General features: G+C 59.3%; 12 protein-coding genes. 1 reads left to right on the forward strand and 11 read right to left on the reverse strand.

The genetic code is table 11. The annotated features are described in order from the left end of the window. Positions 1-140: 140 nt before the first annotated feature. The 9 genes from hypF to ACVDG9_RS20970 form a co-directional block, all read right to left on the reverse strand. The gene (gene hypF / locus ACVDG9_RS20930; RefSeq protein WP_447238875.1) at positions 141-2,531 is read right to left on the reverse strand and encodes a carbamoyltransferase HypF; all 2,391 of its coding nucleotides are present in this window, start codon (positions 2,529-2,531) and stop codon (positions 141-143) included. A 226-nt stretch (positions 2,532-2,757) separates the two neighbouring features. Further along, the gene (locus tag ACVDG9_RS20935; RefSeq protein ID WP_023003072.1) at positions 2,758-3,942 is read right to left on the reverse strand and encodes a M56 family metallopeptidase; all 1,185 of its coding nucleotides are present in this window, start codon (positions 3,940-3,942) and stop codon (positions 2,758-2,760) included. Next, positions 3,929-4,324: a BlaI/MecI/CopY family transcriptional regulator gene (locus tag ACVDG9_RS20940; RefSeq protein WP_023003071.1), complete on the reverse strand. Its 396-nt coding sequence runs from the start codon at positions 4,322-4,324 to the stop codon at positions 3,929-3,931. Before ACVDG9_RS20940 ends, ACVDG9_RS20935 begins: the two co-directional genes overlap by 14 nt. A gap of 167 nt (positions 4,325-4,491) precedes the next feature. Further along, positions 4,492-4,773, reverse strand: a complete 282-nt coding sequence (locus tag ACVDG9_RS20945; RefSeq protein WP_023003070.1) for a DUF2160 domain-containing protein — start codon at positions 4,771-4,773, stop codon at positions 4,492-4,494. Then, a complete protein-coding gene (locus tag ACVDG9_RS20950) occupies positions 4,770-5,567 on the reverse strand; it encodes a carbohydrate ABC transporter permease (RefSeq protein WP_023003069.1) in 798 nt (265 codons plus the stop codon). The genes ACVDG9_RS20945 and ACVDG9_RS20950 overlap by 4 nt, the downstream gene beginning before the upstream one ends. 11 nt (positions 5,568-5,578) lie before the next feature. Next, positions 5,579-6,445: a carbohydrate ABC transporter permease gene (locus ACVDG9_RS20955; protein ID WP_023003068.1), complete on the reverse strand. Its 867-nt coding sequence runs from the start codon at positions 6,443-6,445 to the stop codon at positions 5,579-5,581. Next, positions 6,442-7,533, reverse strand: a complete 1,092-nt coding sequence (locus ACVDG9_RS20960; protein ID WP_062487254.1) for an ABC transporter ATP-binding protein — start codon at positions 7,531-7,533, stop codon at positions 6,442-6,444. Before ACVDG9_RS20960 ends, ACVDG9_RS20955 begins: the two co-directional genes overlap by 4 nt. Positions 7,534-7,545: 12 nt before the next feature. Further along, a complete protein-coding gene (locus ACVDG9_RS20965; RefSeq protein WP_075281959.1) occupies positions 7,546-8,610 on the reverse strand; it encodes an ABC transporter ATP-binding protein in 1,065 nt (354 codons plus the stop codon). Between the two features lie 175 nt (positions 8,611-8,785). Further along, complete coding sequence (locus ACVDG9_RS20970; protein WP_031270305.1) at positions 8,786-10,525, reverse strand: ABC transporter substrate-binding protein; 1,740 nt, start codon at positions 10,523-10,525, stop codon at positions 8,786-8,788. Between the two features lie 559 nt (positions 10,526-11,084). Between ACVDG9_RS20970 and ACVDG9_RS20975 the strand changes: the two genes are divergently transcribed. Beyond that, positions 11,085-12,143 carry an NAD-dependent epimerase/dehydratase family protein gene (locus ACVDG9_RS20975; RefSeq protein WP_447238876.1) on the forward strand — a complete coding sequence of 353 codons (1,059 nt, stop codon included), beginning with the start codon at positions 11,085-11,087 and terminating at the stop codon, positions 12,141-12,143. 399 nt (positions 12,144-12,542) lie between these two features. On the opposite strand, the gene ACVDG9_RS20980 is transcribed toward ACVDG9_RS20975, so the two are convergent. Together ACVDG9_RS20980 and kynA are read right to left on the reverse strand one after the other, a co-directional pair. Then, positions 12,543-13,679 (reverse strand): ABC transporter substrate-binding protein, encoded by a 1,137-nt coding sequence (locus ACVDG9_RS20980; RefSeq protein WP_023003062.1) that lies wholly within the window; start codon positions 13,677-13,679, stop codon positions 12,543-12,545. A 120-nt stretch (positions 13,680-13,799) separates the two neighbouring features. Further along, positions 13,800-14,654: a tryptophan 2,3-dioxygenase gene (gene kynA, locus ACVDG9_RS20985; RefSeq protein ID WP_447238877.1), complete on the reverse strand. Its 855-nt coding sequence runs from the start codon at positions 14,652-14,654 to the stop codon at positions 13,800-13,802. Positions 14,655-14,757: the final 103 nt, after the last annotated feature.

The raw sequence follows: 14,757 nt of genomic DNA on the forward strand, positions 1-14,757 counted from the left end.
GTTCCACGCTTCCAGACTTGCAGGAAAACGTCTTTGAGGAAGATCAACCTGCTTAAAATCGGGGCAGATGGAACCCGATGGCCTATCAGTCGATCCTGCTGACCGAGGCACGTTCAAGGACCTTCAGTCAGGGCAAAAAATCAGTCATCGAAGGTTGAGGGCGCTCGCAAATTTGCCGCGATCACCGCCTGACCGAGCGCAAGGCCGCCATCGTTGGCGGGCACACTTTTGTGGTTGAGAACAGTGTAGCCATCGGCTTTCAGCGTCTCGGTCAGGCCGTCGCGCAAGAAGGCGTTCTGGAAAACGCCGCCGGAAAGAACGACCCTGCCGGATGGTCTTGCGCCTGCAGCCGACAGGCCGCGCGCAAGGCCGTCGATCAGGCCTTGGTGAAAGCGCGCGGAGATAGTCTCATGCTTCACACCGGATTTGAGATCGCCAAGAAGCGCAGGCCAGACCTTGTCGAACGACAGCAATACGGTTTCCGACGTCGTCACCTCCACCGGATATCCTTCCTTGCCAGCCACGGAGGCGCGCGCCAGCACCTCCAGCTGCATTGCAGCCTCACCTTCGAAGCCTTGCTTGTCCGGACAAATATCAAGCGCGGCAGCCACCGCATCAAACAGTCGCCCGGCAGAGGACGTCATCGGTGCGTTGACACCTTTCTGCATCATCTGATCAAGCAGCTTTGCCTGATGGCCGGCAAACCTGGTTTCCAGACCGGTTCCCACCAGGTTGACGCGGTAGTTCACTCCAAAGGCAGTAAACAATTGCGCAGCCAGATTGCGCCACGGCTCCCGGTTTGCGGCCTCTCCTCCCGGCAACGGCACTTGCCTCAAATGGCCACGCCGCACGAAGCCGCCATAGCTTCCCTGCAGGATTTCACCGCCCCAGACCGTCCCGTCCGCACCCCAGCCCAGCCCGTCCAGAACAACGGCATGAACGTTCCCAGGCATCGCCTGGTCTTGCCCCTGATCAGCCAGACAGGCCGCGAGATGCGCATGGTGATGCTGCACCCGAACCAACGGCAGGCCACGCTCCCGGGCAAAGTCTTCGCCGGTCCGCGTCGACAGATATTGCGGATGTGCATCGACGGCGACAATATCAGGTTCGAACCGGTAGAGGTCCAGATAGAGCCTCAGCATCTTCTTGTAGTCCGCAAGGGTCGGCGCGTTTTCAAGATCGCCGATATGCTGCGACAGGACTGCATTGCGGCCATCGAGAAGGCAGAAGGTCGCCTTCAGCTCTCCCCCAAGAGCAAGAACCTTCGGCGCCCCCTCGAAAGAAATGGGCAGACGGATCGGCGACGGAGCGTATCCGCGCGCGCGGCGCAGGATGGAAACGCCGAATCGATCCTGACGAACGACGCTGTCATCCAGCCGGTTGACCACGTCGCGGTTGTGCATCAGGAACCCGTCGACAATGCCTGCAAGGTTGTGCCGGGCACATGCGTTTTGTGTTTCCTGCGGGTTCTCGGAAAGATTTCCGGAGGTCAGCACAATCGGCCCCTTCAGCTCGGCCATCAGCAGATGGTGCAAGGGGGTGTTCGGCAGCATGACACCCAAGCGGTCGAACGGACCGGCGATACCCGGCGCCAGTGGTGTGCCCGCTTTCTTAAGCAGAACGATCGGTGCCGCCGGGCTTTCCAGCAGCGCCACCTCTTTTGCATCAGCCAAGGCGAAGCCCCGGATCTGGTCCAGATCCCGCGCCATAAGGGCGAGTGGCTTCACCGGACGGTGCTTGCGCAACCTCAGCTTTTCAATGGCGCTCTGATTGCCTGCATCGACCGCTATCTGAAACCCGCCAAGACCCTTGATCGCCAGAATGGCACCGCGCCCGAGCCGCTCGGCGGCAAGGACGACAGGATCGCCATCAACGGCACATCCGTCTTTGTCCTCAAACCAGAGTTTCGGCCCACACTGCGGACAGGCAATCGGTTGGGCATGGAAGCGTCGGTCAGCCGGGTTTTCATATTCGATGCGGCACGCCCGGCACATTTCGAAGGCCGCCATGGCTGTCGAAGCCCGGTCATAAGGAATGTGCCGCAGGATGGACAGACGCGGTCCGCAATGGGTGCAATTGGCAAAGGCATAGCGGTAACGCCGGTCGGCCGGGTTGCGGATGTCGGCCAGGCAGGCCGGGCATGTTGCGGCGTCCGGTACCACGCCAGTGGCGACCTTGCCATCTTCACTCGGCAGAATTCTGAAATCTCTGGCATCGGGCGCACCTGCCAGATCGGACACAACAATCTGGTCGATACGTGCCAGCAGTGGCGCGTCCGATTGCAGACGGCTCAGAAAAAGGTCAAGCGAGCGCTCGTCACCACTTGCTTCGATCAGCACACCTTCGCCGTCATTCAGCACATGACCGGCAACACCCAGGCCCCTCGCAAGCTGCCAGACAAACGGCCGAAACCCGACGCCCTGGACAAGACCCCTGATCCGTATGGATTTGGCTGACCTGGATGGACCTGTTTCTTGCACGCGCTCAAGATCTCTGGATTGCCCGACACCACCGCCGACGATGACATTCATTTCTCGCCAGCCACGAGGCACCGCCCCTGTGCAGGCACGGTTCAGTAATCCCCTGAATGGCGAATGATTTCCAGATGGATATTTTTTGAATGACCCGCAATCGAGGCACGCGCAGCCCGAACGGGAGCTCGAGGTAGCCTGTCGGAACAAGGCCTCAAGGTTTGTGGAACAGAGGGGAAATGCTCCTGCTCCGGACGACTTTCCGCCCGGAGCAGTGCTGGATCACTCAGCGCAGCGGGCGCTGCGCAAAGGTATTATAGGCCTGTTGCCCGTTCGAACCGTTTCTGGTTTCCAGGCGTTCCAGATTGATGATGGCCGACAGCATCAGCCGGTCCTGGCTCCAGTCCGCCGGTTTCTGGATCGATAGTGCCGACAGGAAAACCACCGCCACCATGGGCAGCACGGCCAGGCAGGTAACGCCCCAATGAGGACGAACCCGATTGGTCTCCAGCAAGGCCTCCACGCGGCGGCGCAGTTTCGCGGCCGGGGAACGGCGAAGCAGCTTGTCCTGCACCTCCAAAAGGGCAACGGCTGCGATCCCGACGGAACGTTTGCGCGCTTCCTTGTCCTGGCGCTTGCGGATCCCCGCCTGGGCGGCGCGGAGCAGACACATGCAATAGGACCTCAGGTCCACATGGGCGTTTTCGGCGACCTTCTGATCGCAGGCCAGTTCACGCAGACGCTCGACTTCCGACTTCCACATGTAGAAGAACGGGTTCCAGAAGAACAGCGGGCGCAGCAGTTCAAGCCCGATTTCCCAGGTGACATCGCCCTGGCGCAGATGCTGGAACTCGTGCTTGAGAACCAGCTTCAGGTCTTCCGGCTCGGCCAGCAGGTCGGACGGAATGACCACGTAGTGGCGCCTCAGCCCACGTGCGGAAAACGGCACCATTGCGCGATCCGACAGCAGCAACAGCACACGGCCATTGCTCCGCCATTCATGGCAGGTTGCCAGCACCCGGTACAATCGGACGAAGCTGACGACAAGCTTCAGCGCGAAATAGCTGAACCCGGCCACGAAAGCCAAAGCAATCCCGGCACCCAGACCGGTAGACAGGGTCAGGATCGTTTCGCTGATCTGCGTGCGCAGTCCAAGCAGCGACTGAAAGTCTTCCGCCGAAATGGCGATGCCGCCACGCAGGTACTGCGACACGGCGTAATCGGCCAGGTTGACGGACATGGTCCGGGGGACCACCTCCGCCGACAACATGTGCTGGTAGCCCATGACGGCGAAGGGTGTTAGCAGGATCAGGGCGAACAAGCCGTTCAGCAGCCCAAGCTGTACGGAAAAGTCGACCTTCTTGCCGGAACGGGCCAGCAGAAGTTTGGCGCTCAGCCACACCATTGCGGTAATGGCCAGTGTGATGTTCAGATCGATATAGATATCGAAAATCTGGTTAAGTAGCGTCATCTGTCCTCCTCCTGTCCAGCAACGCTCTGATTTCCTCCAGATCGTCTCCCGATAGTTCGTATTCATCGACAAGTCGGGCCACGAGGGACGCCGGTGTGCCGTCGAACAGTTTTTCTGAAAGGTTTCGGAGAGATCGGGACTGGTAGGTATCCCTGGTCAGCCGAGGGGAATAGATGAATGTCTTGCCTTCTTTGCGGCTGTCCACGAAGCCTTTTTCATCCAGGATCCGCATGATGGTGGCGCAGGACGTATAGGCGAGTTTTCTCTCCGGCGGCAGACATGCAAGGATGTCCCGCACGGAACCTTCGCCGAGTTTCCAGAGTTCGGTCATGAACTCCAGTTCGACTTCGGTCAAAAACTCGTTGCTCTTACGCTTTCTCATTACAGTCCTGCACCGATTGCGGAATGGATGTGGCTTACGCATCTATTCATGCACCAGAATATCGGAAATTACTATGTCTTTAGTCGACGAAGGTGTTCGGGTTTCTCCCCTGATCGAGACCACCTGATGGACGAAGCGCGCGGGAAACCCGCGCGCCTTTATTCACGTCAGACTTTCCAGAAGCAGAAGACACCCCAACCGATGCTCAGGGCGAGCGGCCACCAGAGCGGGTTGCCCACCAGGCCAAGCCAGGCCAGAAAGATATAGGCCGTTCCGAGCAAGGTGATGAAGAGGCGGTCGCCGCGGGTCGTTTCCAGTCCCAGGACACCGCGCCGGGCAGCGCCACCGGGAAATTTCACTTCCAGAGCAGTCAGCACCCCGATTGCGGAGAATATACCGACGAACAGCAGAGCCGTCGGCAGGGTCCAGGCCATCCAACCGAGCATCATACCCTCCCCAGGGCAAAGCCCTTGGCAATGTAGTTACGGACAAAATAGATGACGATGGCGCCGGGAATGATGGTCAGGGTCCCGGCGGCCGCCAGCAGACCCAGTTCGTAACCGGCGGAGGAAGCGGTTCGGGTCATCACGGCGGCAATGGGTTTCGCCTCGACGGCGGTAAGTGTCTTGGACAGCAGCATTTCCACCCAGGAGAACATGAAGCAGAAGAAGGCGGCCACCCCGACGCCGGACTTGATGGCCGGCAGGAAGATCGTCATGAAGAAGCGCGGGAAGGAATAGCCGTCCACATAGGCGGTTTCGTCCAGTTCCTTCGGCACCCCGCTCATGAAACCCTCCAGGATCCAGACCGCCAACGGCACGTTGAACAGGCAGTGTGCCAGTGCAACGGCAAGATGGGTGTCGAACAGGCCGACGGCGGAATACAGCTGGAAGAAGGGCAGCGCGAAGACGGCGGCCGGTGCCATACGGTTTGTCAGCAGCCAGAAGAACAGGTGCTTGTCGCCCACGAAGGAATAGCGGGAGAATGCATAGGCTGCCGGCAGCGCGACGGTGATCGAAATGACCGTGTTGATGGTCACGTAAATGATCGAGTTGATGTAGCCCCAGTACCAGGTCGGATCGGTGAAGATCTCGATGTAGTTGGCGAAGGTCCAGGTCTGCGGGAACAGGGTGAACCCGGACAGGATCTCGTTGGTGGTCTTGAAGCTCATCGCGACGAGCCAGTAGATCGGCAACATCAGGAAGAGAATGTACAGGATGGGAACCAGGCTTTTCAGGCGCATGACGGTTCTCCTCAGGACTTGTTATCGTTCATCGTCATCAGCGTGTAGAACAGCCAGGAGGCGAACAACGTGATGGCGAAGTAGATGAGGGACATGGCGGCTGCCGGTCCAAGGTCGAACTGACCCAGCGCGATCTTCACAAGATCGATCGAGAGCAGCGTCGTGGAGTTGCCCGGACCACCGCCCGTCAGCACGAAAGGCTCCGTATAGATGTTGAAGCTGTCCATGAAGCGCAGCAGCACGGCAATGGTCAGCACCGTTTTCATCTTCGGCAACTGGATGAAGCGGAACACCGCCCACCGGGAGGCTCCGTCGATTTCCGCCGCCTGATAATAGGCGTTGGGGATCGAAACCAGACCGGCATAGGCCAGGAGCACCACCAGCGACGTCCAGTGCCAGACATCCATGACGATGATCGTCACCCAGGCAGCGATCGGGTTCTGGGTCATGTCATAGGAGATGCCCAGGGTGTGGTTCAGGAAGTAACCGAGCAGACCGATATCCGGCAGGGTGAAGATGTTCCACATCGCGCCGACCACGTTCCACGGGATCAGCATCGGCAAGGCCATGGTGACAAGGCAGAACGGCACCCAGAACCCTTTCTTGGGCATGGACAGCGCAATCGCGACACCAAGCGGCACCTCGATAATCAGGATCAGGAAAGTGAACAGGAACTGCCGTCCGAGCGCATTGTGAAAGCGCTCCGAGCGAAGCACCTGCTCGAACCAGTCCAGACCCTGCCAGAAGAACAGGTTGTCGCCGAAGGTTTCCTGAACGGAGTAGTTCACCACGGTCATCATCGGGATGAGCGCGTTGAAGGCGACAAGAATGAGCACCGGGGTTACGAAGAACCAGGCGCGTTGATTTTGCGTTTTCATCGGGCCCCTCCCTCAGGCTGGCTCGCCAGCCAGCCGTCCTTGTAGAGACGCGTCTGGGATTGTTTGAAGTCGAGCATCACGTCGTCTCCGGCATTGGGCGCTTCGCCCTCCAGAATGGCGTTGATACGCATGTCATGAGCGATCGCCTCAACCACCTTGTGGCGGCCGATATCGGCAACCTTGCGGACCTTCGCCGCAATGCCTGCACCGTCGGCAGACACCTTGACGAATTCCGGACGGACCCCGATCTCCGCCGTGCCGTCGCCGGCGGCAGTCACCGGGCCTTCCAGCGCGACCTTTTCACCGCGGAAGAACGCGGCGCCGTTCTGGACGTCGCAGGGCAGGACGTTCATTCCCGGGGAGCCGATGAAGTGACCGACGAAAGTGTGGGCCGGACGTTCGAACAACTCCACTGGCGTCCCGATCTGCACGACTTCACCGTCCTGCATCACCACCACCTGGTCGGCAAAGGTCAGCGCTTCGGTCTGGTCGTGCGTCACGTAGATCATGGTCGCCTTGACCCGCTGATGAAGCTCTTTCAGCTTGGATCGCAGCTTCCATTTCAGATGCGGGTCGATCACCGTCAGCGGCTCGTCGAACATGACGACGTTGACGTCCTCGCGGATGAGGCCGCGGCCCATGGAGATCTTCTGCTTGTTGTCCGGCGAAAGATTTGCCGCCCGGACCTTCAGCATGTCGCTGACTTCCAGCATTTCGGCGATCGCGGCGACCCGGCGCTTGACCGTGTCCTCGTCCCGCCCGCGGTTTCTGAGCGGAAAGGCCAGATTGTCGTAGACGGTCATCGTGTCGTAGATGACCGGAAACTGGAACACCTGCGCGATATTGCGCTTTGCCGGCGGCAGCGAGGTGACGTCCTGATCGTTGAACAGGATCTTGCCTTCAGAAGGAACCAGCAGGCCGGAAATGATGTTCAACAGCGTGGACTTGCCGCAGCCCGACGGGCCAAGCAGAGCATAGGCGCCGCCGTCATCCCACGTCAGGTCGATCTTCTTCAGCGCGTAATCCGCATCGCTCGCCGGGTTGGGCTGGTAGCTGTGACGCAGATTGGAGAGTTTGATTTGTGCCATGATGTCCTCTCCTCAGGCGACCAGCTGGCCGTCAGGCGCAAAGAAGAAACAATGGCTCGGATCCAGGTAGAAAGTGTGGACCTCGCCGACGGAATAGGGATGAACACCGGGTGACAGAGAGACCCAGGCGTTGCCGTCCATGTCGAAATGGGCACTGCTTTCCGAACCGCTGAGCTCCGTCACCAGTACGTGTCCGTCAAGCTTCACGGTATGATGTGCACTTGCCACCGGCATCACGTGATTGGGCCGGATCGCAAGGGTGTAGGCGCCATCTTGAAGTCCCGACGCAGCACCTGTGGCCTGCCAGCTCGTGACCTCGTTCAGGATCACCAGGTCCCCGCGCTTGGTCACCGCGGCGACATTGATCGGCGGGTTGGAGAACACCTTGGCTGCGTCCAGATCCTTCGGCTTGCGATAGATGTCGGCGGTCGGGCCGAACTGCACCACGTTGCCGTCGGTCATGAGGGCCGTGTGCCCTCCCAGAAGAAGGGCCTCTTCAGGCTCGGACGTTGCGTAGACGACGACCGCGCCGCGGCCTGCAAAAAGTTCCGGAAGCTGGTCGCGCAGTTCCTCGCGCAGCTTGTAGTCGAGGTTGGCGAGCGGTTCGTCGAGGAAGACCGCATCGCTTTCCTTGACGATGGCCCGCGCCAGCGCGGTGCGCTGCTGCTGGCCGCCCGACAGTTCATGCGGCTTGCGGTTGAGATACGGGTTCAGCTTCATCAGCTTGGCCGCTTCTTCCACCCGGCCTTCGATCTCCGACCTGGCAACTCCTGCAACCTTCAGCGGCGAGGCGATGTTGTCGAAGACAGACATATGCGGGTAGTTGACGAAAAACTGGTGCACCAGGCTGATGTTGCGCTTTTGCGCGGACAGGCGGGACACGTCCTTGCCATTGAGCACGATCTGCCCTGTCGCCAGGCTGTCGAGACCAGCCATCAGCTTGATCAGCGAGGTCTTGCCCGAGCCGGTTTCCCCAAGCAGAACGTTGAAGTGACCGGGATGCAGCGTCAGGCTCGTTTCCTTGACATGGGTGATGCCTGCAACGCGCTTGCTGACGTTCTTAAGTTCTAGAGACATTTATTTTTCGCCCGCGTCCGGACAGGTGCAAGTGGCGAAACATCGATTTCGCGCCCTGTCGCTTCGGATCGGTGGTGGACCGGGGAGACGCCCCGGTCCGGTTTGTTGGGTGATGGGTGCCCGGGCACCATGTTCTGCATGGCAGACACGATGCCCTTGCACGTCGCGCTCAGATTTACTTTTCAGCCCAGCGTGCGACCAGCTCGTCGTAGTTCACGGTCTGGCCCTGCGGCTTCTCGTTTTCGAGCTTTGCCTTCGGTGCGCCCGGCTTGTTCAGCCATTCTTGCGGATCCGACTCTTCGTTCAGACGCGGACCGCAGCCACCGTAGACGTTGGCGCGCTCGTCAGCCTGCTGCATGCGGGCCATGACGATGTCCATTTCCTGTGCCAGACGATCCATGGCTTCCTGCGGCGTGAACGCGCCGGAGTTCACGTCACCGATCTGCTGCCACCAGATCTGGGCCAGCTTCGGATAGTCCGGAACGTTGATGCCGGTCGGGGACCAGGCAACACGGTCCGGCGAGCGATAGAACTCGACCAGGCCGCCGAGCTTCGGAGAACGCTCGGTGAAGGACTCGTGACGCACGGTACTGTCGCGAATGAAGGTGAGACCGACATGGCTCTTCTTCACGTCAACCGTCTTGGAAACCACGAACTGGGCATAGAGCCAGGCTGCTTTCGCACGATCCACCGGAGTGGAGTTCAGGATGGTCCAGGAACCCACGTCCTGGTAGCCGACCTTCTGGCCTTCTTCCCAGTAAGGACCATGGGGGCTCGGAGCCATGCGCCACAGCGGCGTGCCTTCGTCGTCAACCGTGTTGTTGCCTTCGGACTTCGGCTTCACCATGTCCGCGGTGAACGCGGTGTACCAGAAGATCTGCTGGGCAACGTTGCCCTGGCTGAGAGCCGGCAGAGACTGGTAGAAGTCGAAGCTGGCAGCACCCGGAGGCGCGTAGTTGCGCAGCCATTCGTCCCACTTGCGGATCGCGTAGACGGCCGCCGGGCCGTTTGCAGCACCACCGCGGGAAACCGAAGCGCCAACCGGGTTACAGGTGCCGGCTTCCATGCGGATGCCCCACTCGTCAACCGGCACGCCGTTCGGCTCGCCCTTGTCGCCTGCACCCGCCATGGACAGCCAGGCATCGGTCATGCGCCAGCCGAGGTCCGGTGCGCGCTTGCCGTAGTCCATGTGACCATAGATCTGGACGCCGTCGACTTCCTTGACGTCCTTGGTGAAGAATTCGGCGATGTCCTCATATGCGGACCAGTTGACCGGCACGCCGAGTTCATACCCGTATTTTTCCTTGAAGGCTGCCTTCAGGTCTTCACGGTCGAACCAGTCCTTGCGGAACCAGTAGAGGTTCGCGAACTGCTGGTCAGGCAACTGATAGAGGTCGCCGTCCGGGCCGGTCGTGAACTGGGTGCCCATGAAGTCTTCCAGGTCGAGACCCGGGTTGGTGACATCCTTGGCGTCGCCGTTCATCCAGTCGGTCAGATTGTAGGCGAGCTGCAGACGGGAATGGGTGCCGATCAGGTCGGAGTCGTTGACATAGGCGTCATAGAGGTTCCGGCCGGTCTGCATCTGGGTCTGCACAGCCTGCACCACTTCCCCTTCGCCGAGGATCTGGTGATTGACCTTGATACCGGTGATTTCTTCGAAGGCCTTGGTCAGAACTTCCGACTCATAGGAGTGCGTCGGAATGCCTTCGGACAAGACATTGATTTCCATACCCTTGAACGGTTCGGCCGCATTGATGAACCACTGCATTTCTGCAAGCTGCTCATCTTTTGACAGAACGGATGGCTGGAATTCCTGGTCGATCCACTTTTGCGCCGCTGCTTCATCGGCAAAAGCGGACCCTGCCCCCGCAAGCACAGCACCAGCTGCGACTGCGGTGAGTAGATACTTACGCATCTGCATCTCCTCCCGTGAGATATTAAACGCCGTCATTAACCGGCTACGAATAGATGGTCACAGCATCGCCATGTTGTCAAACTAAATTTTTAGTAGATAATCAAGCCTACTCAAACGAGTGGCAAAATATTGTTTTCAAAGGCTTTTCAAGAACAGGAACGCCCCCTGCACCCGACCCGAAAACCCGGTCACCTGTCGACCAGCACCGTCAGTGTGGCACAATTTTGACATCAGATGTAGCACGAAATCGGGTTTCGAGTCTTTCATATTTTTCTACATCATACTTCTATTGAGGTTCGTTTTGCATCGCAAAACGAAATCCGAATACTGACTTTGCACTGCAGCGTGACCTGCTCGCCCATGTCCACAGCCTGTCTGCGCCCAGGATACGACGTCCACCAGGCAGGTCTTCACGATCGTCTGTCGCCCATTGGCTGCTGGTCGGGCATCTATGGCAGAAACAATTCCTGTGTTGACGCACACCATCCAGCGGCTATCTCACTGCTTGGACAAGCTGCCGGCGCAAGAGCGGCCTTCAAAGGAAGGATGACCAGATCCGATGACCTCTTTTTCCACCGATGCACCGGTCCTGGTAACGGGTGCCACGGGCTATGTTGCCGGCTGGCTGGTGAAGGAATTGCTCGATGCGGGAATTACGGTGCACGCTGCTGTCCGTGACCCGGACCGCAAGGACAAGGTCGCACACCTTCAGGAGATTGCGGCCGGATCTCCGGGCACCCTGCGTTTTTTCAGGGCCGACTTGCTGGAGGAAGGTTCCTACGCCGAGGCGATGGCAGGCTGTGCCATCGTCTTCCACACAGCCTCCCCTTTCACCACATCGGTCAAGGACCCGCAGAGGGAACTGATCGAGCCAGCGGTCAAAGGCACACGGAACGTTCTGGAAACCGCCACGCGGACTGCAAGTGTCAAACGCGTGGTCGTCACCAGCTCCTGCGCGGCCATCTACACGGATGCAATCGACTGTATTAAAGCCCCGGGTGGCAAACTGACGGAGAAGGTCTGGAACACCACCGCCTCTCTCGAATACCAGCCCTACAGCTATTCCAAGACGCTTGCGGAACAGGAAGCCTGGAAGATCGCCAGGGCTCAGGATCGCTTCGAGCTGGTCACCGTCAATCCGTCGCTGGTGATCGGTCCAGCCCTTAACGCCAGGCCGACATCCGAAAGTTTCAACATCGTCCGCCAGATGGGCGACGGCACCATGAAACGGGGCGCTCCGAAACTTGGCCTTGGCGTCGTGGATGTGCGTGACCTTGCCAGGGCACACATGGAGGCGGGTTTCCGGGAAGAGGCCGAGGGACGGCATATCATCTCCGGCCACGACACCAACATCCTGGAACTCGGCAAGGCCTTGATCGAGAAATACGGCGATCGTTATCCGGTGCCTCGCCAGTCGCTACCCAAATGGATCGTCTGGCTGGTCGGGCCGATCGTCGGCGGTATTTCACGGAAATTCGTCACCAACAACGTCGACGTGAAATGGCGCGCCGACAATTCCAAAAGCAAACGCGCCCTCGGCGTAACCTACAGACCGATGAAAACCTCCATGGAAGAGATGTTCCAGCAGATGATCGATACAGGTGTGTTCGGGAAGTAGCTCGCTTCAGATCACGCCCTCACCGTTCGCTGAGGTCGCGGCATGGATTGCAGGGTCAGGCCCTGCAATGACGGACGCTGGACTAAGTATCGCCGTATCCATACCCTCTATTCTCCCGCTCGTTCGCCGTCATCCCATGGCTCGACCATGGGATCCATGCCGTTGCCCTTGGGCCAAACCGCAGCCTCGGCAGGCATGGTCAAGATGCGGATTACAGGGGCAAGCCGTGGAAAGACCGAAGACAGGTGAGGAGTAATTTCGCCGGCAAAGGTAATTGAATCCAACCCCATACTTCCGGCGAAACGCGAGCCGGGACCCGGTAGCCCCACGATTTCAAAAAAGAAAAAGGCGCAGCCCGGAGACTGCGCCTTTCGCAAAGCTTGGAGAACCCGCCGGGTCTTACATCTTGCACTCGGCTGAATAGGCGTCACCATGATCGGTCAGGGCCGTTCCGACGATCTTGTTGGTGTAGACATCACCTTCCTTGATCACCTCGCGAACATAGATGTCCTGGATCGGATGATGGTTCGGGCCGAAGCTGAACTTGCCGCGCACGGACGGGAAGTCAGCTGCTTCAAGCGCTGCGCGGAAACCGTCAGCGTCCGTCACATCCGCTTTCGCCATGGCCGACAGCAGCAGATTGGCCGTGTCGAAACCCTGGGCCGCATAAAGCGACGGCAGGCGACCGTATTCGGCCTGGAAGCTTTCAACGAAGGCCTTGTTGGCATCGTTGTCGATATCCTTGCTCCACTGGCTCGTGTTCTTCACGCCCAGCGCAGCATCGCCGACTGCCTGCAGGATACCCTGATCAAAGGAAAAGGCCGGACCAACGACCGGAAGGCCGACTCCGCTGTCGGCATATTGCTTCAGGAAGGAAATACCCATGCCGCCAGGCAGGAAGAAGAACACGCTATCGGCGCCCGATGCGCGGATCTGGGCAATCTCGGCCGCATAGTCGGTCTGGCCCAGCTTGGTGTAGATCTCACCCGCCAGTTCACCGTCGTAGTAGCGCTTGTATCCGGTCAGCGAATCCTTGCCGGCCGGATAGTTCGGCGCGAGGATGAAACTCTTCTTGAAACCGGCTTCCTTGGCGTAGGCGCCTGCGGCCTCATGCAGGTTGTCATTCTGATAGGCAACACTGAAATAGTTCGGATGGCAGCCCTTGCCGGCCAGAGCGGACGGACCGGCGTTCGGTGACAGATAGAACTTGCCCTGGGCCGTGACAGACGGCACGACGGCCATGGCCAGGTTCGACCAGATAATGCCGGTCAAGACGTCGACCTTGTCTGACTGGATCATCTTGTCGGCAAGCTGAACCGCGACGTCCGGCTTGCGCTGGTCGTCTTCGATGATCACTTCCAGGTCCTTGTTGCCGGCCTGTTTGACCGCCAGCATGAAGCCGTCACGTGCATCGATGCCAAGACCTGCACCACCGCCGGACAGGGTCGTGATCATGCCGACCTTGACGGGTTCGGCCTGTGCCGCTCCCGCCAGAAGGGCCACCAGGCTGGCGGCCGCAGCAAATTGTTTCAACATAGGAAATCCCCTCTTCAGTCCCTTGAGCCCGCTTGCGGGGCTCTTGAAACGACACTCTATCGGCACAAACGCCGATGGCAAACATGCAATTCGTCCAAGAATGACGAGACGCAGACTGTTTCAGAGCGCGGTGCGCACATGCCAGAGCTCGGGGAAGAGTTCGACTTCCAGCATGCGCTTCAGGTAACTGACGCCGCCGGTTCCGCCGGTTCCACGTTTGAAGCCGATCACCCGTTCCACGGTGGTGACATGATTGAAGCGCCACCGGCGGAAGTAGTCTTCCAGATCAACCAGTTTCTCACCGACCTCGTAAAGGGCCCAATGGGCGGACGGATCCCGGTAAACCTTCTGCCAGAGCGTCATGATCGCGGGAACTTCGAGATGTGGAGCAGAAGCAGGTACCGCAATGGCGTCATCCGGCACATCGAGACCCTGGCTGCGGGCGAATGCCAGCACGACCTGGTAAAGGCTGGGGCGGGCCAGCTCCGCATTCAGCAAAGCAACGCTTTGCGCATCGTGCTCGTGCGGTCGGATCATTGCCGTGTTCCGGTTGCCCAGCGCATATTCGATCAGCCGGTATTGCAGCGACTGGAAGCCCGAGGACATGCCGAGGGCATCCCGGAACTGGGTATAGTCGCTCGGCGTCATTGTCCGCAGCACATCCCAGGCAGAATTCAGTTGCTCCATGATCCGGCTGACCCGGGCAAGAAGCTTCATCGCCTGCGGCATGTGATCATCGGCAATCGCATCGCGAGCGGCGTTCAGCTCATGCAGCATGAGCTTCATCCACAATTCCGACGTCTGGTGCTGAATGATGAAAAGCAGTTCATCGGAAGCGTCCGACAACGGTGCCTGTGCATTCAGAATCTGCGTCAGCCCCAGATAGTCGCCATAGGACATCTTGTCCGCAAAGCGCATCTCGGCGCCTTCCGTTTCCGGATTATAGGCTTTGCCCGGTTCGGCTTCGTCGCTCATGGCTCTCTCCCGCTGGGCTCTTCAAATGGCCCTTCCAAGGCATCTATACCGTCCGGACAGCAGACTTGGATAGGTGAGAATTCAAAGTGTTACGAGAAAAGAA

Source organism: Roseibium sp. RP-7, from assembly GCF_053005225.1.